Source organism: Acinetobacter sp. UBA2581 (assembly GCF_002339435.1).
Lineage (GTDB): Bacteria > Pseudomonadota > Gammaproteobacteria > Pseudomonadales > Moraxellaceae > Acinetobacter > Acinetobacter variabilis.
Genome location: NZ_DDLD01000036.1, coordinates 1 through 20,382 on the forward strand (window position 1 = coordinate 1; position 20,382 = coordinate 20,382).

Genomic DNA, 20,382 nt, shown 5'->3' on the forward strand with positions numbered 1-20,382 from the left:
TAGTGCGTAAGTCCTATAATAAAAGTTCAGAATCCTTGGATTGGTAGCATAGGGGCAAAGCGAGAAAGATATTTTATTTTTAGTTGAGTCTAAAGTTACTGTTTTAGATTCTACTTTAATGAATGCAAGTTATTGATTTTATTTACTGTAGAAGAATTCTACAGACGAGCGAGAAAAATATTTCCTGATTTTTTGAGCTCTGGATAACTGTTTCAGATTCTACTTTAATGGATGCAAGTTATTGATTTTTATTGATTGTAGACGAATTCTACTTTGCATTTTCGCACTGACGATAGACGAGCGAGAAAGATATTTTCTTTTTAGTTGAGTCTAAAGTTACTGTTTTAGATTCTACTTTAATGAATGCAAGTTATTGATTTTTGTTGACTGTAGAAGAATTCTACTTTGCATTTTCGCACTGGCTGTATACGAGCGAGAAAGATATTTCCTTTTTAGTTGAGCCTGAATTTACTGTTTTAGATTCTACTTTAATGGATGCAAGTTATTGATTTTGTTGACTGTAGAAGAATTTCACTTCGCATTTTCGCACTGGCGATAGACGAGCGAGAAAGATATTTCCTGATTTTTTGAGCTCTGAATAACTGTTTTAGATTTGACTTTAATTGATTTAAGTTGTTGATTATAAACGCTATATTGCGTAATAACGAGAAAGATATTTTCTCATTAATAGATTCAATAGCTATAAATCTGCGGAATCAAAAATAGTGACTAATAAGCAGTCGAGCTGGATCTCTTATGATACTAGGCCAGGCTTTTGTAGGATAATGAATTAAAAGCCTTCTCAGGCTAATGACTACAAAGGTATAGGCATTATGGTAGAAATTGTTAAAAGTATAGACGGTCAAAAAATTTCTTCTGTATACATTGTAGGTGACTTACATGGTTGCTATAGCTTGTTGATGCAAGAACTTAAAAAAATTGATTTTGACTTTGAAAATGATCTGGTCATTTGTACAGGTGATCTTGTGGATCGAGGTGTGGAGAATCTTGAATGTATTTCTTTGTTGGATCAGCCTTGGTTTTTTACGGTACGTGGTAACCATGAGGAGATGTGTATAAGATCGCCTCATGATCGTAAAATAAAAGACATTCATGCACGAAATGGAGGAGAATGGTTTTATCAACTCAGCTCAAGAAAGCAATCCGAAATTAGCTCCCGTTTTCAACAATTGCCTTTGGTTATAGAAGTTCAATTGGGACATAAAAAGATTGGTGTGGTACACGCAGATATTGATATTCACGATTGGAATGCTTTTAAGCAAGACATTATGCAAGGTGACTACAAAATATCAGGTGTAACTTCTGCTTATAGTAATGCATTATGGGGGAGAGGACGTATTCGCCAGCAATCAGCTCACTATGATAGTGTCGAGAATATTGATGAAATTTATCTAGGTCACACCATTGTGAAAGAGCTAATTAAAGTCGATAATTGTTATTATATAGATGTCGGTTCCTCCTTCACCAAAAAGCTCTGTATTGTAAAAGTTCAATAAAGATATCTGGGAACCCATCATCGCATAGTTCAATAAAAAAATTGATTTTCTTGTAGAGGGAAGGGTTATTGAATTTAGTGCCAAAGCACTTAATTTTTACAAAAAATTACAATAAAAAGCATATATTTTCTTGTATCACCACGTGTATCACTAAATTTGAGTTGTAGAAAAAGTTATTTAAAATCATTGGATTAAATGTTGCTACGGTAGAGGATATACCTACCAAGATTCAAAACTATATGTTATAAGGGTTCTAAGTGAAAACAGTAGCTTAAAACCCTTTTTTTATGCCTACAATAAAAAATACCTTTATCCGCATTATCTTTAAAATTACTGCTTTTTACCGATTATAAGGCTTAAATTACGTCATGAAACTATTTAAGTTAAGCTAAGAAAAAGCAAAAGGCAGGGCGTTTTGATATTCATTTTTATGACACGCGACATGAAGCACTCAACCCTTTGTGAATAATTAGAAATTATCGATTGATGTGCTGGCCCTGATCACTGGGCGTATATCAAGGTGCTTGTAAATACTTACTACATCCGGGATCGAAGATTTTGCTGACATGTTAGAGGCAGCATACGAAAAGCCTTATTCAGTTAATGGGGTAGGGTAACTATGTGGGTAGTGAGGCTGAGGATTTGTGTGTGATACGAGATTGTTAATCTTCAGTTATTGTAAAGTGATGAATTATTAGGTCAGTATTATTTGTATCATATATTATAGAAACTAATACATCATATATAGCAGTTAGCTCATCTAGGCTATTGAAAGCGCTCTTTCTATTTATACGCTTATACATATCAAAAGTATTTTTTTGAACTTCTTCGGCATGGTTAATTTTTTCTTTAGTGGGTGTAATTAACTTTCGAATATCACCTTCTATTACTTCGCTATTCTGATCGAGTGATTTGATAGACCCTTACGACAATTCTAATATTTTTTGTAAATTATTTATTTTTAATACGTTTTTATCCAAAGCTATGAGTAACATATTAAGGGATTGTATTTTTGATTCAAATTTTCTTTGTTCATCTGCACGATCTTTCTATTTTTTTTGCAATTTTTATCTGTTCAATTATTTGTCTATAATCAAAAATTGCAGACTTAGCGCTAATATGCCTATCAGAATCTGAATCTGTCCTGAATTGCTCTTAGCCCCTGTCGAAAAACTAACTAAATAATTCAGCATAAAATAAGTCCTTATTGTAAGTTAATCAGCATTCTACCTAAATTTAATTAGAAGATTCTTATTAATTAAACCAACGTACTGGCATCATCTAAAGCCTATTAAACCAATAAAACCAATTTTTTATTGCAATTACGGTCGATACATTTCCAGTGTTTGTAAAGGTAATTAAAAAAATGCACATAATTTAAACTGAAGAAAGAGTAGAAAGGTGACTATTATGTAGGTTGTCTTAAGCCTTTAGGATTAACTATCAATTTATCAGGTGAAGATCATAAATTTCGATAGGAAAGAGCAGATCTGTTTCAATTCGCTTTTTAACCCATACTTATGGAAATTACGGCCATTGATAATTTATTTTCATGATACCCAACATGTAGATAAAAATTGATGGCAAAAAACTGAATTAAGCACACTTTAAGTTTATAGGTGAATTTGTTTGATTTTCAATTTAAGTAATTGAATTATAATGCTTAAATTATAGTTTTTGGTAAAATTAAGCAAAATTCGCAAATTAACCTTCTAATGCAAAAATCACATGGTTTGGCAATGTGCCAATTCGAAAAAAGGTTCATTTTCACGTAGAATACTGTTGTCGGTGAATCACACTGACGATCTATACGAATTTTTCAGGCAAAGTTGAATATGTATTGATATTCCTTTGACTAAGGTGCAACCAGCACCACTACTTTCAAAGTTTATTTAAGTAACCGGTTCGCTGAAATTAGGCCAAAAGCCTGATGATCAGAAACTCAATCCAAAGCAAGGGGCTATATATGGCTGGTGGAAAGTCAACAATCATTTACACACTGACCGACGAGGCGCCATTATTGGCGACTTACTCTCTACTGCCGATCATTGAGACCTTTACTAAGCCGGCGGGCGTTGAGATTGTTAAGACAGACATCTCTGTAGCCGCACGCGTACTTGCAGAATTCGCAGACTATCTAAGCGATGAGCAGAAAGTTTCAGATAACCTGGCAGAATTAGGTCGTCTTACCCAAGATCCAGATACTAATATCATTAAACTCCCTAATATTAGTGCATCTGTTGCTCAGTTGACGTCATGTATTAAAGAACTTCAGTCTAAGGGCTATGCACTGCCTGACTATCCAGAAAACCCGACTACTGAAGAAGAAAAAGCAATTAAAGCGCGTTATAGCAAGTGCCTAGGTTCAGCAGTGAACCCGGTACTTCGTGAAGGTAACTCTGACCGTCGTGCGCCGACAGCAGTGAAAAACTACGCTAAAAAACACCCACATTCTATGGGTGAATGGAAACCTTGGTCACAAACTCACGTTTCTCACATGCAAGAAGGCGACTTCTACCATGGCGAAAAGTCTATGACTTTAGACCGTGCGCGTAATGTGAAAATGGAACTGATCACTAAGTCTGGTGAAACTATCGTTCTTAAGCCAAAAGTTGCGCTTCAAGACGGTGAAATCATCGACTCAATGTTTATGAGCAAAAAAGCGCTTTGCGACTTCTATGAAAAAGAATTAGAAGATTGTAAAGAAGCTGGCATCCTGTTCTCTTTACACGTTAAAGCGACCATGATGAAAGTGTCACACCCGATCGTATTCGGTCACTGTGTGCGTATTTACTACAAAGATGCATTTGAGAAACACGGTAAACTGTTCGACGAGCTAGGCATTAACGTAAATAACGGTATGGCTGGTCTTTACGAAAAAATCGAATCTTTACCGACTTCTTTACGTGAAGAAATCATTGAAGATCTTCACGCATGTCAAGAACACCGTCCAGCACTTGCGATGGTTGATTCAGCAAAAGGTATTACTAACTTCCATTCTCCAAACGACGTGATTGTAGATGCTTCTATGCCTGCAATGATCCGTACTGGCGGTAAAATGTGGGGTGCTGATGGTAAACCTTACGACTGTAAAGCAGTCATGCCTGAATCTACTTTCGCACGTATTTACCAGGAAATGATCAACTTCTGTAAGTGGAATGGTAACTTCGACCCACGTACTATGGGTACAGTTCCTAACGTTGGTCTAATGGCTCAAAAAGCGGAAGAATACGGTTCTCACGATAAGACTTTCGAAATTCCAGAAGCGGGTGTTGCGAACATCACTGACCTTGAAACAGGTGAAGTGTTGATGTCTCAAAATGTGGAAGAAGGTGATATCTGGCGTATGTGCCAGGTGAAAGACGCACCGATCCGCGACTGGGTGAAACTGGCTGTGACTCGTGCACGTAACTCTGGCATGCCTGCTATCTTCTGGCTTGACCCGTACCGTCCACACGAAAACGAACTGATCAAAAAAGTTCAAACATACCTGAAAGACCACGATACTGAAGGCCTGGACATTCAAATCATGTCTCAAGTACGTGCAATGCGTTACACACTTGAACGTGTTGCTCGCGGTCTGGATACTATTTCTGTAACTGGTAACATCCTGCGTGACTACCTGACTGACTTGTTCCCAATCATGGAGCTTGGTACTTCTGCGAAAATGCTGTCTATCGTGCCTTTAATGGCAGGTGGCGGTATGTACGAAACTGGTGCTGGTGGTTCTGCGCCTAAACACGTACAACAGTTGGTAGAAGAAAACCACTTACGTTGGGATTCTCTAGGGGAGTTCTTGGCATTGGCTGTTTCTCTGGAAGAAATGGGCATTAAAGAAAACAATGCACGTGCGAAACTGCTTGCGAAAACACTGGATGCTGCGACTGGTAAATTGCTTGACAATGATAAATCTCCATCACGTCGTACTGGCGAGCTAGACAACCGTGGCAGCCACTTCTACCTGGCTAAATTCTGGGCTGAAGAACTTGTAGCGCAAGACGAAGATGCAGAATTGAAAGCGAAATTTGCACCGATCGCTCAGTCTCTTGCTGAAAATGAAGAGAAGATCGTAAGCGAATTGAATGCAGTTCAAGGCCAATCTGTAGATATCGGTGGTTACTATGCAGTTGATCCTGAGAAAGTAAATGCTGTAATGCGTCCAAGTGCTACATTGAACCAAATCATTGAATCACTAAACGCTTAATCAGACTATACTAGCTTTAAAGCTCGTAAAGTGAATAAAGCCGGTGCTTAGGCGCCGGTTTTTTATTGTTTTTAGATATACATTTAGATAAGAAATGAAGAAAAGACATTCCAGTTAAGTTTCTGATCTATTGTCATTTGATTGAATAATCGAAATGATTAAAAAATAATTCTGAACTTGTTATATTGATTTAAAGTATAAACGCTATATTAAAAAAGGTTTTATTGACCTGGGTAGGGTAGAGCCATGAGTAATCAGATATTCATACAGCAGACTTTTGATGGTCCGGTGGATATTGTTGGCGATATTCATGGTGAGATTGATGCGCTACAACAATTGTTAGAAGTATTGGGCTACGATCTGCAAGGTCGTCATCCTGAACAGCGTAAACTGATTTTTGTCGGGGATCTGTGTGATCGTGGACCAGACAGTATCGCTGTCATCAGACAGGTTAAAACCTTAATAGAAAATGGCAATGCGCAATGCATTCTGGGTAATCATGAAATCAACTTGTTAACCGATACGCTACGGGAAGGCAATGGCTGGTTTTTTGGTTCACCGCATCAGGATGATCTCAAAACTTTTGATTCAGTTCAGGCTTCAATTCAGGATCGTGCATGGATTCTAGAATTTCTAAACAGCCTGCCTTTGGCTCTAGATGCACCCCATTTAAGAATTGTGCATGCTTGCTGGGATACGCAGGCAATTCAACAATTGAAATCTGTTCCTTTTAATTCAATCAGACAGGCTTATGATTATTTTGTCCTGAAAAATGAGCTTGAGTTGCAGACGTTAGGCTTTGATGAATATATCCAGAGTGAACAGCAGCAATACCAAGGACAATTCAAGGATCCAGCAGCTAGCATTCCCTTATTAAAATATATCGCTGAGAAAGAGTTACGCGACCAGATGCAAAATCCGATTCGTACCTTAAGCTCAGGCGCAGAGAAAATTGCGCAACGTCCAGTCTATGCAGGGGGACGCTGGCGCATGATTGATCGTTTGCCATGGTGGGAGTGTTATACAGATACGATACCTGTCGTGATTGGCCATTATTGGCGAAACTTTAAAACCACCGAAGAAAAATCCGGTCTGTTTAAGCATATTGATGCCCTGCAATGGTTTGGACAGCAGCAGAATGTATTCTGTGTCGACTATTCAGTGGGCAGGCGTTATCGTGACCGACAGCAACAGGCTGAGTATGCTCATCATCTTGGGGCTTTAAGACTGCCTGAAAATCTGGTGATTTTTGAAGATGGCCAGCAGTATTTCACTCAAAAAATGACGTAAAAAAAGCAGCCACGAAGACTGCTTTTTTAATGAAATTAGCGGATCATTCCACTTCTACAATTTCAAAATCGTGGGTGATTTCGACACCACCATCAGACAGCATTTTGCTGGCAGAGCAGTATTTCTCAGCAGAAAGCTCTACCGCTTTAGCGACTTGTTTCTCTTTGATGCCTTTACCGCTGACCACAAAGTGTAGATGGATTTTGGTAAATACTGCAGGAATTGTATCGGCGCGTTCTGCTTTTAATTCACAGCGAACATCAGTAATTTCCTGACGTGCTTTCTTTAAAATTGTCACAATGTCAAAAGAAGCACAACCGCCCAGACCGGTTAAAATCAGTTCCATTGGGCGAGGACCACGATTTTCACCGCCATATTCAGGTGAACCATCCATGATGATACTATGACCACTTTGAGTTTTTGCTTCAAAAGCAACATTCTCTAGCCAATGAACACTCGTTTGCATTGCAACTACCTAAAAAAAGCTATAAATTTACGAAGTAACTGTACACTAACATAAATTGGGTTGATAAGGAATTTCAATCCCACTGTGTGACAAGTTCACATTAGGTCTTGTGCGATCTATAAATTATCCATATTCGGAACTGTAAGCATGACTTCAAACTTTTCACAATTAAGCACAGACGCACTTTCGCCGGGGCAACTACCTGTATCAGTGAAAGCGTTATTAAAACGTGCATATATCAATCGCTATCCAAAACGTACCACGATCGTGGATGCAGGGTCAGAATCTAAATCTCTGTATTTAATTCTGAAGGGGTCTGTGTCTATCATTCTTCGTGAAGATGATGAACGTGAGATTGTGGTAGCTTATTTAAATGCGGGAGACTTCTTTGGGGAAATGGGTCTTTTCGAAGCAAATCCACAGCGTACTGCGGAAGTGCGTACTCGTGATGTCTGTGAAATTGCTGAAATTACCTATGAAAACTTTCATGAAATTAGTAAACAATATCCAGACCTTAGCTATGCAGTTTTTGCCCAGCTGGTTCGCCGTCTGAAAAATACCACACGTAAAGTGACTGACCTGGCATTTATTGATGTGTCTGGTCGTATCGCGCGTTGTCTGATTGACCTGTCATCTCAGCCAGAAGCGATGATCTTGCCAAATGGTCGTCAAATCCGTATTACCCGTCAGGAAATCGGCCGTATTGTAGGCTGTTCACGTGAAATGGTCGGTCGTGTTCTAAAAACTCTAGAAGAACAGGGCATGATTGAAACCGATGGTAAGGCGATTCTGATTTTTGATGCATCGCTGGAAGAACCTGAAGCACTGGGTGCTGGCGAGTTCGAAGACGAATAAGCCAAAAGCACGATAAAAAGCAAATCTTCGGGTTTGCTTTTTTTATTCCTGTTTAAAAATTTCAGCCTGATTCAGAACATAACAAATTGGCACAAGCTTGTTAGAAAAGATGATTTAAGTCCGTCTTATAATTCCGATAGGCTATAGCACACTTGCTCTTGATAAATAACAGATAAACTTAAAGGACATTTTTATGCAATTCAGACCATTGGCGGATACGGGAATCTTATTGCCAGAAATCTGTTTGGGCACCATGACTTTTGGTGAGCAAAATACTCAGGAACAGGCTTTTCAGCAATTAGACTATGCCTTGGATCAAGGTTTATATTTCTGGGATACCGCAGAAATGTATCCAGTGCCACCTAAGGCAGAAACGCAGGGTGCAACTGAACGCATTGTTGGTAACTGGATTGCTTCACGCGGTGGTCGTGACAAACTGTTTTTAGCTTCGAAAATTGCGGGTCCGTCACAAGGTGGGAGCCATATCCGTGATGGTCAGACTAAGTTCGTGGCTTCGGAAATTGCATCAGCAATTGATAATTCATTGTCACGTTTGCAAACTGATTATATCGATCTGTACCAATTGCACTGGCCACAGCGTGCGACTAATTTCTTTGGCAAGCTGGGTTATGGCAATGCAGAAGCTGCAGATGATCGTGCCGTAACGAATCTGGAAGAAACCCTGACGGCTTTGCATGACGAAATTAAGAAAGGTCGTATCCGTTATATTGGCCTGTCGAATGAAACCCCTTGGGGCACCATGAAGTTCCTGCATCTGGCAGAGAAACTGGGACTGTCCAAATTTGTTAGCGTGCAAAATCCATATAGCCTACTGAATCGTACTTATGAAATTGGCATGTCGGAAATTGCCAAATATGAAGGTGTGGGTTTGTTGGCTTATTCACCGCTGGCATTTGGTTATCTGACTGGTAAATTCCGCAATGGTGCACGTCCAGCCAATGCACGTGTGACTTTATTCTCTCGTTTTAGCCGTTATAGCAATCCGGAAAGCGAGTGGGCCGTCGAGCAATATGCACAACTGGCTGAGCAGCATGGCCTGACATTAACCCAGTTGTCAGTGGCTTTCATTAAACAGCAGTTCTTCGTGACCAGTACCATTATCGGTGCGACCAATCTGGATCAGCTCAAAGAAAACATTCAGGCGTTTGACGTGAATCTGTCTGAAGAAGTCTTGCAGGGCATTGAAGTGATTCACCGTCAGCAGCCCAATCCGGCACCATAATCGTTTAAGTGTTCTCTTTAAATGCCCTCCAAGTGAGGGTATTTATTGTTTCAATAAAGGATCAAATTTAATGATAAACAATATAGCAAGAAAAGGATAAAGGCAGCATAATCAGAACAAGATTCATCAATAGAATTTGACAAAAATGAATAATGAAACGGATATTTCTAAATCCCAAGTATTAGCTATAGCAATATTCAATCTCGCTGAACAGTTGCAATTGCAAGAATTTGAGCTTGCATTAGTTCTGGATCTATCTAAAGCAGAATTATCTTCAATCATAAATCAAAAAGAATTAGAACCAGATACTACCGCAGGTAAAAGAGCAATAACTTTAATCAATATCTATCAGGCATTATTTAGTCTGACTGGTGGAGACTTGAGCTGGATGCGCCAGTTTATCAATTCGCCTAACAAGCTTTTGGATGAGCAAACGCCAAGATCCTTGATACAAACAGAACATGGTTTGAGTGCAGTATTGCGATTACTAGGACGCTTGCAACCGCACTAAAGGTCTTTCTCTATTTTCTACACAGCCGAAAAATAGCAGAGTCAATTAAATCAGATATTAATTATTGATCTTCACCTTAAAAATTCTACTTTCGCTCACTTGAAATATTTTCCTGGAATACCAATATTAATACTGATAACTCTGTCCATTATTAAATTAAGATTTTGAAAAATAAATAAAAAAATTATTTGAAATTTTATTTCCAGCACCCATATATTCATCAAGTAGAAAATTTGTTGTGAGGAATAACAAGAATGCGTTTTGAGAAATTTACCAATCGCTTACAGCAAACCCTTTCCGATGCGCAATCTCTGGCAATGAGCAAGGATCATGCTGCCATTGAAGGGATTCACATCTTGTCCACCTTGATGGAAGAAGCATCGAATGTGAGCTTGCTGCAACAGGCAGGAGCGAACCTACGTGACCTGCAAAGCAAAGTACAAACTGCGCTAAATAATGTAGCTACGCTCGGTAATCCCTCTGCCGATATCAACATCAGTCAGGAAGCAGCCAAAGCCCTGCATCTTGCGGACAGTTATGCACAAAAAGCAGGAGATGAGTTCCTGTCTACAGACTGGGTATTACTGGCACTTGCAGAAACGGGTGCCACCAAAACCTTATTAAATAGTATTGGCGTAAAAACTGAAAATTTACGACAGGTTATTAATCAAATTCGAGGCGATGAAAAAGTCATGAGCAATAATCATGAAGATCAACGGGACTCACTGAATAAATATACGATTGATTTAACTGAACGTGCCATGGCAGGCAAACTTGACCCGGTGATTGGTCGTGATGATGAAATCCGTCGTACGATTCAGGTGCTGTCACGCCGTACCAAAAACAACCCGGTACTGATCGGTGAACCGGGTGTCGGTAAAACTGCGATTGTCGAAGGTCTGGCACAACGTATTGTCAATGGTGAAGTTCCAGAAGGCCTGAAAGGCAAACGCGTTCTGTCACTGGACTTGGGTTCATTGTTAGCTGGTGCCAAATATCGTGGTGAGTTCGAGGAACGTCTAAAAGCTGTTCTGAAAGATCTGGCTAAACATGAAGGCGAAATCATCCTGTTCATTGACGAGCTGCATACATTGGTCGGTGCCGGTAAAGGTGATGGTGCTATGGATGCAGGTAACATGCTGAAACCTGCATTAGCGCGCGGTGAATTACGCTGTGTCGGTGCAACGACTCTGGATGAATACCGTCAGTACATTGAAAAAGATGCAGCCTTAGAGCGTCGTTTCCAGAAAGTGCTGGTGGATGAACCAAGCGTGGAAGATACCATTGCGATTCTGCGTGGTCTGAAAGACCGTTATGCGACTCACCATGGTGTGCAGATTCTGGACTCAGCAATTATTGCTGCGGCGAAAATGTCACATCGTTACATCACTGACCGTCAATTGCCGGATAAAGCCATTGACCTGATTGATGAAGCAGCATCCCGTATCAAAATGGAGCTGGATTCTAAACCTGAAGCACTGGATAAACTCGAACGCCGTCTGATTCAGTTGAAGATGCAGCTTGAAGCGGTGAAAAAAGATGCAGATTCTGGTGCGCAGGGCGAAGTGAAACACCTGGAAGAGCAGATTGCCACTGTAGAGAAAGAGTACAGCGAACTGGAAGAAATCTGGCGTGCCGATAAAGCGCTGGTAGCAGGCAACAAAGACATTCAGGTGAAACTGGATCAGGCTCGCATTGCTCTGGAAAAAGCCCAGCGTGAAGGTGATCTGGCTGAAGCAGCACGTTATCAGTATGGTGTAATTCCGGAGCTGCAAAAACAGCTGGAACGCATTGAAGCGGCTGAAGAAAGCGAAGCACCAAAACTGCTACGTGACAAAGTCACTGACAATGAGATCGCTGAAGTAGTCAGTGCTGCGACCGGTATTCCGGTAGCGAAAATGCTGCAAGGTGAGCGTGACAAACTGCTGCATATGGAAGACTTCCTGCACAATCGTGTTGTTGGTCAGGAAGAAGCCGTAGTGGCTGTATCTAATGCTGTGCGCCGTTCACGTGCCGGCTTGTCTGATCCAAACCGTCCAAGTGGTTCATTCCTGTTCTTAGGCCCAACAGGTGTGGGTAAAACAGAATTGACCAAAGCCTTGGCGAACTTCCTGTTCGACAGTGACGATGCCATGATCCGAATTGACATGTCCGAATTTATGGAAAAACATTCGGTGAGCCGCTTGGTCGGTGCACCTCCGGGCTATGTCGGTTATGAAGAAGGTGGTGTGCTGACTGAAGCGGTGCGCCGTAAACCATATAGCGTGGTGTTATTCGATGAAGTCGAAAAAGCGCATCCGGATGTGTTCAACATTCTGCTGCAAGTGCTGGACGATGGTCGTCTGACCGACTCACAAGGCCGTGTGGTGGATTTTAAAAATACCGTGATTGTGATGACTTCGAACCTGGGTTCACAAGATGTCCGTGAGCTGGGTGATAAAGCAACTCGTGAAGAAGTCCGTACAGTGGTGATGAATGCGGTATCGGAACATTTCCGTCCAGAGTTTATCAACCGTATTGATGAGCTAGTGGTGTTCCATGCACTGGAAAAAGACCAGATCCGTGGTATTGCTGATATCCAGTTGAACCGCTTGCGTCAACGTCTGGCAGAACGCGATATGCGTCTGTCTGTGGATGACAGTGCTTTCGATCAGTTAATCGAAGCTGGTTTCGATCCGTTGTATGGTGCGCGTCCATTAAAACGTGCGATCCAGCAACGTATTGAAAATAGCTTGGCACAAAGCATCCTGGCAGGTGAGTTTGGTCCTGGTGATACTATCGTCGTTCGTGGTGAAAGCGGCGAACTGGTCTTTGAAAAATTGAAACTCAGCTAATACCAGTTTTCCTCGCAACAAAAAACCCAGCCTAGGCTGGGTTTTTCTTTATCTTATATTCACACCTTACATTTTTGGATGAGTGATTTTCCAGGCACGGTGAATTTTTTGATTACGCTTGAAGTCTGGACCAATGGTTTCATGCGTGATTTCTTCCACGTCGTACAAACCTTCAATCATTTCATCCATTTCGAAACCACGATAGTTATTCGAGAAATACAAAGTACCGTCAGTGGTTAAACGGTTCATGGCACGCTTCAATAAAGAGACATGGTCACGCTGAACGTCGAAAGTCCCGTAGAATTTTTTCGAGTTAGAGAATGTTGGTGGATCGATAAAAATCAGGTCATATTGCTCATGGCCTTCTTTCAGCCATTCAAAACAGTCAGATGCAAAGAACTGATGTTGTTGATCGGCATGGTCTACAGTCAGGCCATTTAGCACAAAGTTCTCTTTTGACCAGTTCAAATAAGTATTAGACAAATCCACGCTGGTGGTACTCGCTGCACCACCTAAAGCTGCATGTAAGCTCGCGGTAGAGGTGTAGCTGTACAGATTCAGGAAGTGTTTGCCTTTGGCTTCCTTGGCAATACGCAAACGCATCTGACGGTGATCTAGGAACAAACCAGTATCCAGATAGTCGGTCAGGTTGACCAGAATCTTGGCTTGGCCTTCCTGTACGATAAAACGCTTAGACGCGGTACTTTGTTTGGTGTACTGGTTTTTACCTTCCTGACGGGCACGGGTCTTGATAAAGATCGCATCACGGCCCAAACCGGTCACGGCACGAATCGCCTGCAGAGCCAAATTGAAACGTTTTTTGGCTTTTTCAGGATCAATTTTCTTCGGTGGTGCATATTCCTGAACATGCAGACGTTCGCCGTATAGATCAACTGCTACGTTAAAGTCCGGCAAGTCCGCATCATACAAACGCAGGCAGTGAATATTTTCTTTTACTGCCCATTTTTTCAGGGTTTGCATATTCTTGGTCAGACGGTTAGCAAATTCCATCGCACCTTCAATCGGCTCGAATTGTTGCGGCTGCCAGCTTTCTAGGAAAGGACGTGTGACTGCTGCCGGTTTTACAGTACCGAAACGGATATAGATTGGTAGTTTACCGTTCATCAAACGCAGAATTTGTGGATCATTGAACGCCAAGACATCGGCCTGTTCCACCTGAGCAGCAATGACTGCGGCTTTTTGATTCGGGAAATTCTTTTGTAGCAGGTTAGACAGACCCAGATACAAGGCACGGTTAGAGGCTTTATCACCTAAACGCTCACCGTACGGTGGATTCGTCACAAAGAAGACTTTCTTGCCTTCAGCCTGGAAATCTGGCCAGTCGGATAAAGTACGCTCTTCGATCTTGATCTGGTCGAGGGCTGATTCAAAACCTGCCGCAATAATATTCTGTTTAGTGGCTTTCACCGCTTCCCAGTCGGCATCAAAGGCATAGAATTTTGGTAATGGGTTTTCTAGCGCAGCTTTATGACGTTCAGCCGCTTCAGCTTTAATACCCATCCACAATTCATGATCATGACCATTCCAGCCATTAAATCCGAAACGACGCACCAGACCTGGGGCACGATCAGTCAGAATCATCAGTGATTCAATGATAAACGTCCCTGAACCACACATTGGATCAACCACAATATCCGGGTTAATGTCTTTCAGGCCGCCTTTTTGCAGGATCGCAGCCGCCAGATTTTCCTTGATTGGTGCTTCAGTCATAAAGCGGCGATAGCCTCGTTTATGCAAGGAATCACCGGATAAGTCTAAACAGTAAGTGTGTTCTTTTTTACCGGCCAGAATGTACATGGTGATTTCTGGCTGTTTGGTATCAATACTTGGACGCTTGCCCACAGCTTCCATAAAGGAATCGACGACGCCATCTTTGGCACGTAGAGTTGCAAACTGGGTGTTGACCTTAATATCACGTTCAACGTGCAGACGAATTGCGAAGGTGCTTTGTGGTGCAAAAATCAGTGACCAGTCAAAGCTCATCGCACCTTCATAAAGCTCTTCTGCAACATCACGCGCATCGTGGGAGAATTCGATTTCATGCGTATGAATTGGCATCAGGACACGAGAAGCCAGACGAGACCACATACAGATGCGGTAAGCATTTTCAAGCGTGCCTTTGAAGGTCAGACGACCTGGGAAACGTTCAATATCCTGAACACCTAAACCTTTGATTTCTTCTTCTAATAAGGTTTCCAGACCATCGGCACAGGTGACCCAATAATTGCTTAAACGTGAAGAGGTATTCATAAAATAGAGAGACCGGAAAAGAATAAATAAAAAACTGCGCTCAGTTTAGCGTATTTTGCCTGTTAAAGCTTTGGAAATTTTTTAAAATCGAGCATATACAGCCTAGTGTTATTCATCCTAAAAAGCGCTAAATGTTGACTTAAAAAGCAAACTGAAAATTTACGAGATATGTAAGACTACACAATACCAATAAGGTGGATTTTTAATTAAATATTTTATTTTACAGAGGGATATGTAGTAGGTATTAAAACTAATTCGCAATCTAGCTCTTCAATTGCGACCATGTTGTATGTGTAATTTAGAAAGATAAATAATCGGATTAATGATGTGATGGATCTGATACAGGGTCGTTTATATACACCTCATGGCAACAGCATTACTCTAAAAGTAAAAGCTAAAATTTGGTCATTCATGTCAAGTGATCGAGACTAAGAATTGACTAGCCAGACGAGGAGTGAATCTAAAACAAAAAAGACACTGACCTACTATTGCTCGGGGTAGATCAATTTTCATTCATATCAATTTATAACTTACATAACTTATTTAGTAATTTTGGTACGTTTATTGCTCTATCTAATATCAATGAAGCTGTAATGCTGAGGGGAATCATTACAGCTTCATCTTTATTCTTAATTATTATTTCGGAGGGGCTTAGATGTTGGATCTTCAATTACGCAGGAATGAGGCATTTTCAATCGCTACCTTGATCTACGCACGTTTAAGACGAGTAACTGGACGAGTAATTGATGCCATGTATCTTGCAGAAAATATCCACTATGCAAAGCATGTGATTGGGCTGGCAGAGCAGACTGAAGATCCTGAGTTATTGCATCTGGTCAACCGCTTAAAAACCACTCTGGATTTATCGTCATTTTCAGAACTGCAGGCTGAAGAGCAGGCGGAGAAGGAACTGATTTCTGTAGAACCAAGTGAAGAAGATATCTATCGCGCACAGGTTTCACATCATTATATTGGCGCATTGCGCTAATTGGGGGGATTGGGTGTGGATGCTCCAGACTGAAGCACTCATGTTTAAATGAAAAAACAAGCATATAGATAAACAGGTTAAATTATCTTATTGAAAAAATGCATGGGAATTTAAATTTCCATTCTTATTACTGAGATGGTTTTTGTACAACTGAGCTCTTTATCAACTATAAAGATTCGCTAATCTCTGTATAATACGTTGACTTAACGTATAAGGAATCTCTCATGCACTTGGCGGCATTGCATACACCGAGCCAGATTCAACTCAACAAAGCAGGTAATCTTAAACATTTCCTGACCATCGAAGGTCTTTCTAAAGAAACTCTTACAAAAATACTGGACACTGCGTTGTCCTTTTTTAATGACCAAAATCAGCTGATCACCAATAATTTGCTCGAAGGCAAAACGGTGATGAACTTATTTTTTGAAAATTCTACCCGAACGCGTACTACTTTTGAGGCAGCGGCCAAACGTCTGTCTGCCAACGTGCTAAATATCGATATTGCCCGTTCAAGTACCTCTAAAGGTGAAACTTTACGTGATACCTTGTGGAATCTTGAAGCTATGGCGGCAGATATTTTCGTGGTACGTCATTCATCTTCAGGTGCAGCACACTTTATTGCCAAAGATGTCTGTCCAAATGTCGCCATTATTAATGCAGGCGATGGCCGTCATGCCCATCCAACTCAAGCGATGCTGGATATGCTGACCATTCGCCGCGAGACCAATAAAAAATTCGAAGATATGTCGATTGCGATTATTGGCGATATCAAGCATTCGCGTGTAGCACGTTCAGATGTGGCGGCACTGCAAACCTTGGGCTGTAAAGATATTCGCGTGATTGCACCGAATACGTTGTTGCCATACGGTTTTGATGACTACAGTGAAGATGTACGCCTGTTCAATAATATGGAAGATGGCATCAAAGACTGTGATGTGATCATTACCTTACGTATTCAAAACGAGCGTATTGATTCGCCAGCGCTGTCTTCTCAGGCTGAATTCTACAAAATGTATGGTCTGAATAAAGAACGTCTCGCCATGGCCAAGCCGGATTGTATCGTGATGCATCCAGGACCAATGAACCGTGGTGTGGAAATTGATTCAAGTATTGCAGACGGTCCGCAATCCGTGATTCTGAAACAGGTTACTAACGGGATTGCAGTACGTATGGCGGTACTGGCTCTTGCGATGCAGGGTCAGTTACAGGAACAGGGTTTGATTGAAGCGATTGCGGTATAAGGAATAAGTCATGTCTATTGTAAAAATTGAAAATGTCCGTGTTCTTGACCCAATCCAAAACACTGATTCAATCGAAACGGTTTATCTGGAAAATGGTAAACGTGTTGCAGAGACTGCTAACGTATCTGAAACCATTGATGGACAGGGCAAATGGCTGATGCCTACTATGGTGGATCTATGCGCACGTTTACGTGAACCGGGTCAGCAGCAACACGGAACTTTAAAGTCTGAAGGTAAGGCTGCACGTGAAAACGGGATTTTGCATGTATTTACCCCGCCAGATTCCAAACCGATTGTGCAGGATAATGGTGCGCTGATTCATGGTCTGGTTGAGAAAGCTATGCTGGATGGTGGTATTTATCTGCAGGTGATCGGTGCACAGACTCAAGGTCTGCAAGGTCAGCAACCGGCCAATATGGCAGGTTTGAAAAAGGGCGGATGTACTGCGGTTTCTAATGCCAGTGCGCCGTTTGCCAATGATGATGTGGTATTGCGTACACTTGAATACGCAGCGGGCTTAAACCTGACTGTAGTGTTCTATGCAGAAGAGCCGCAAATTGCCAAAGATGGCTGTGTGCATGAAGGCTTTATTGCTTCACGTCAGGGCTTGCCAATGATTCCGGCATTAGCAGAGACTGTGGCCATTGCCAAATACCTGCTTATGATTGAAGCAACTAAAGTACGCGCTCATTTCGGCTTGTTATCTTGTGGTGCATCAGTAGAACTGATCCGTATTGCCAAAGAAAAAGGCCTGCCAGTCACTTGTGATGTCGCAATGCACCAATTGCATCTGACTGACCATCTGATTGATGGCTTTAACTCTCTTGCACACGTGCGTCCACCATTACGTTCTGAATCTGACAAAGAATTACTGCGTCAGGGCGTAAAATCTGGTGTAATTGATGCGATCTGTACCCATCATGAACCACTAAGCAGCTCTGCCAAAATGGCACCGTTCGCAGAGACACAGCCTGGTTTTACCGCTTTTGATACCTACGTACCGTTCGGTATCCAACTGGTGAATGACGGTTTCTTTACGCCGTTAGAATGGGTGGAGAAAGTCACAGTTGCTCCTGCGAAAGTCGCCAGCATGTTTGAGCGCTGGAAAGCGGAAGCTGGCTGGGTGCTGGTTGATCCAGAACAGGAATGGACGTTGAGCAAAGAAACGATCGTTTCTCAAGGTAAAAATACACCACTGCTCAATCAAAAAGTGAAAGGTAAAGTGCTGCAAACTTTTATTGCCGCATAATGCTTACATTTCGCGTTTACAAAAAGTCAGCTTCGGCTGACTTTTTTATATCTTAATTAAAATACTAGAAAAGTTAGCCCTACATAAACAGTGAAACTTTATGATATCAGTACAATTATTAACATTCCAAAGAGGGTGGGTCGCTACACTGATTAAATATTAAACATTATAAATTAGAATAATGGTGATCTTGATGAATACAGATTTAATTGAACGTTTAAAGAGTGATGTGACCGCCATTGTGCTGCAAGGTGAAGCAGAACATCTATTTGCCAAGGATCAGGCCTTAGCCCAATTCTATCCTGTATTGTTAAGTATTCTTCGTGCAAGACCGGCCTGGATTGAAGGTCTGGGTCAGCAACTTAATCCCAAGATTGATGAATTATTTAATAATAATCCGACCCTAAAACAACAATTCCTGGCTCAGTTAGATTCAACTGCACCTCAAGATGAAATTGAACAGACCCTGAACCGGGCAATTGTTCCAATCATGAACTTCTTGCAGGCAGAAGCGGGTGCACCCACTGCTGAAGCAGTAGGCCATTTGTTAGATACCCATGCAGACTCGATTCAACGGGCATTACCAGTCTGGGCTGGCCCTATACTGGCATCTCTAGGTGTATCTCCGCTGGCGGGACAAAATCTGAACCGCGCACCGGGTCTGGCTTCCGAACCGGAAGCAGAACCAGTACTGACTGAAGAGAAAAAGGCAGTGGTGTTCTGGCCTTTTATTTTACTCGTGATTATTGCGGCGATTATCTTATTCTTCTTCCGTGGATGCCTGCGTGATGATGATCCGGATGAATTACGAAATGCTCAGGCGGTAAGCGAAGCTGCTGCAACGAACCCTGCAATTTTAAAAATCAGCACCGGTAGCCAAGGTGAAATTGTCAACTGTCAGGTACAGATGAATGATCCGAAATATATGCAAATTCTGCAAAATGAAATTAAACAGATCTTTAATTATAGTATCGGCTGTGGTGCCGTAGCCAATGAGAATTACCATTCTGAATTTATTGATCAGGATACAATTCCATCCGTATTGAAATTACTGCAAGGCATGTCAAATGTGACTTTGACTTGGGCAGGTAATCAGGTATCTGTACAGGCAGCGAACAGTGCAGATGCACAGCGTCTGGCGGGTCAGATTCGTGGTCTGGCTAAAAATGTAGAAGTTGTGACCCAAAAACCAGTTGAGATGGATGAGGCGATCAATACAGCCAATACCGAGGCTAAAAAAGCTTTAGACGAACTTCAGATGGAAAATATTGAGGCGTTAGATGTTGCAACTGCCTTAAACCTGCAAATTATTCATTTCGCGACAGGTTCCACCGAAATTCCTGAAGTGAATAAAAGCTTGCTGGATCAGACCGCAGCTTTATTACAATATGCCAAAGATGTACATTTAACCGTGATGGGCCATACTGATACGGAAGGCAGCAGCACTCAAAATCAGGAGCTGTCTTTAAAACGTGCTCAAGCCATTGTGAATTATCTGGTGCAGAAAGGGGTGAACCCGGCGCAGTTACAACCAGTAGGTATGGCGGCGAATCAGCCTGCTCAATCGAATGCGACTTCGAACGGTCAGTATCAAAACCGTCGTGTAACTTTTGAAGTTATGAGTACTGAAGATGATCGTGTCCATACTGTAGATAATGAAGGCGTAGTTGAAAAGAAAGCCAGCTAAATAATTCTTTCATCATAAAAAAGGAC

At 41.5% G+C, this 20,382-nt stretch carries 13 protein-coding genes; 11 read left to right on the forward strand and 2 right to left on the reverse strand.

Features of this window, described 5'->3' with window-relative positions:
* Positions 1 to 833: 833 nt before the first annotated feature.
* The 3 genes from B3Q46_RS04005 to B3Q46_RS04015 all read left to right on the forward strand — a co-directional run bounded on the left by B3Q46_RS04005 (position 834) and on the right by B3Q46_RS04015 (position 7,011).
* A complete protein-coding gene (locus B3Q46_RS04005) occupies positions 834 to 1,517 on the forward strand; it encodes a metallophosphoesterase (RefSeq protein ID WP_086044901.1) in 684 nt (227 codons plus the stop codon).
* A gap of 1,966 nt (positions 1,518 to 3,483) precedes the next feature.
* The gene (locus B3Q46_RS04010) at positions 3,484 to 5,721 is read left to right on the forward strand and encodes an NADP-dependent isocitrate dehydrogenase (protein WP_262735635.1); all 2,238 of its coding nucleotides are present in this window, start codon (positions 3,484 to 3,486) and stop codon (positions 5,719 to 5,721) included.
* A 246-nt stretch (positions 5,722 to 5,967) separates the two neighbouring features.
* Positions 5,968 to 7,011: a metallophosphoesterase gene (locus B3Q46_RS04015; RefSeq protein WP_262735633.1), complete on the forward strand. Its 1,044-nt coding sequence runs from the start codon at positions 5,968 to 5,970 to the stop codon at positions 7,009 to 7,011.
* A gap of 43 nt (positions 7,012 to 7,054) precedes the next feature.
* On the opposite strand, the gene B3Q46_RS04020 is transcribed toward B3Q46_RS04015, so the two are convergent.
* The gene (locus tag B3Q46_RS04020; protein ID WP_004782528.1) at positions 7,055 to 7,477 is read right to left on the reverse strand and encodes an OsmC family protein; all 423 of its coding nucleotides are present in this window, start codon (positions 7,475 to 7,477) and stop codon (positions 7,055 to 7,057) included.
* Positions 7,478 to 7,624: 147 nt separating this feature from the next.
* On the opposite strand from B3Q46_RS04020, the gene crp reads away from it, so the two are divergent.
* The 4 genes from crp to clpB all read left to right on the forward strand — a co-directional run bounded on the left by crp (position 7,625) and on the right by clpB (position 12,920).
* The gene (gene crp / locus B3Q46_RS04025; protein ID WP_005235028.1) at positions 7,625 to 8,332 is read left to right on the forward strand and encodes a cAMP-activated global transcriptional regulator CRP; all 708 of its coding nucleotides are present in this window, start codon (positions 7,625 to 7,627) and stop codon (positions 8,330 to 8,332) included.
* Positions 8,333 to 8,525: 193 nt separating this feature from the next.
* A complete protein-coding gene (locus B3Q46_RS04030; RefSeq protein WP_262735632.1) occupies positions 8,526 to 9,575 on the forward strand; it encodes an NADP(H)-dependent aldo-keto reductase in 1,050 nt (349 codons plus the stop codon).
* A gap of 145 nt (positions 9,576 to 9,720) precedes the next feature.
* Positions 9,721 to 10,086, forward strand: coding sequence for an MbcA/ParS/Xre antitoxin family protein (locus B3Q46_RS04035; protein WP_005235031.1), 366 nt, complete (start codon positions 9,721 to 9,723; stop codon positions 10,084 to 10,086).
* Between the two features lie 254 nt (positions 10,087 to 10,340).
* Positions 10,341 to 12,920: an ATP-dependent chaperone ClpB gene (clpB, locus tag B3Q46_RS04040; RefSeq protein ID WP_286713619.1), complete on the forward strand. Its 2,580-nt coding sequence runs from the start codon at positions 10,341 to 10,343 to the stop codon at positions 12,918 to 12,920.
* Between the two features lie 66 nt (positions 12,921 to 12,986).
* Here clpB and rlmKL read toward each other — a convergent pair whose 3' ends face one another.
* Entirely contained in the window at positions 12,987 to 15,191 is a 2,205-nt protein-coding gene (gene rlmKL, locus B3Q46_RS04045) for a bifunctional 23S rRNA (guanine(2069)-N(7))-methyltransferase RlmK/23S rRNA (guanine(2445)-N(2))-methyltransferase RlmL (protein ID WP_262735629.1), read from the reverse strand.
* A gap of 655 nt (positions 15,192 to 15,846) precedes the next feature.
* On the opposite strand from rlmKL, the gene B3Q46_RS04050 reads away from it, so the two are divergent.
* From B3Q46_RS04050 to B3Q46_RS04065, 4 genes are all read left to right on the forward strand, one after another.
* Positions 15,847 to 16,179, forward strand: a complete 333-nt coding sequence (locus B3Q46_RS04050; RefSeq protein WP_034170006.1) for a hypothetical protein — start codon at positions 15,847 to 15,849, stop codon at positions 16,177 to 16,179.
* Positions 16,180 to 16,403: 224 nt separating this feature from the next.
* Complete coding sequence (locus B3Q46_RS04055; protein ID WP_004782500.1) at positions 16,404 to 17,420, forward strand: aspartate carbamoyltransferase catalytic subunit; 1,017 nt, start codon at positions 16,404 to 16,406, stop codon at positions 17,418 to 17,420.
* A 10-nt stretch (positions 17,421 to 17,430) separates the two neighbouring features.
* The gene (locus B3Q46_RS04060; RefSeq protein ID WP_262735627.1) at positions 17,431 to 18,669 is read left to right on the forward strand and encodes a dihydroorotase; all 1,239 of its coding nucleotides are present in this window, start codon (positions 17,431 to 17,433) and stop codon (positions 18,667 to 18,669) included.
* Positions 18,670 to 18,862: 193 nt separating this feature from the next.
* On the forward strand, positions 18,863 to 20,356 hold the full coding sequence (locus B3Q46_RS04065) for an OmpA family protein (RefSeq protein WP_286713624.1): 1,494 nt from the start codon (positions 18,863 to 18,865) through the stop codon (positions 20,354 to 20,356).
* The last annotated feature ends 26 nt before the right edge of the window (positions 20,357 to 20,382 follow it).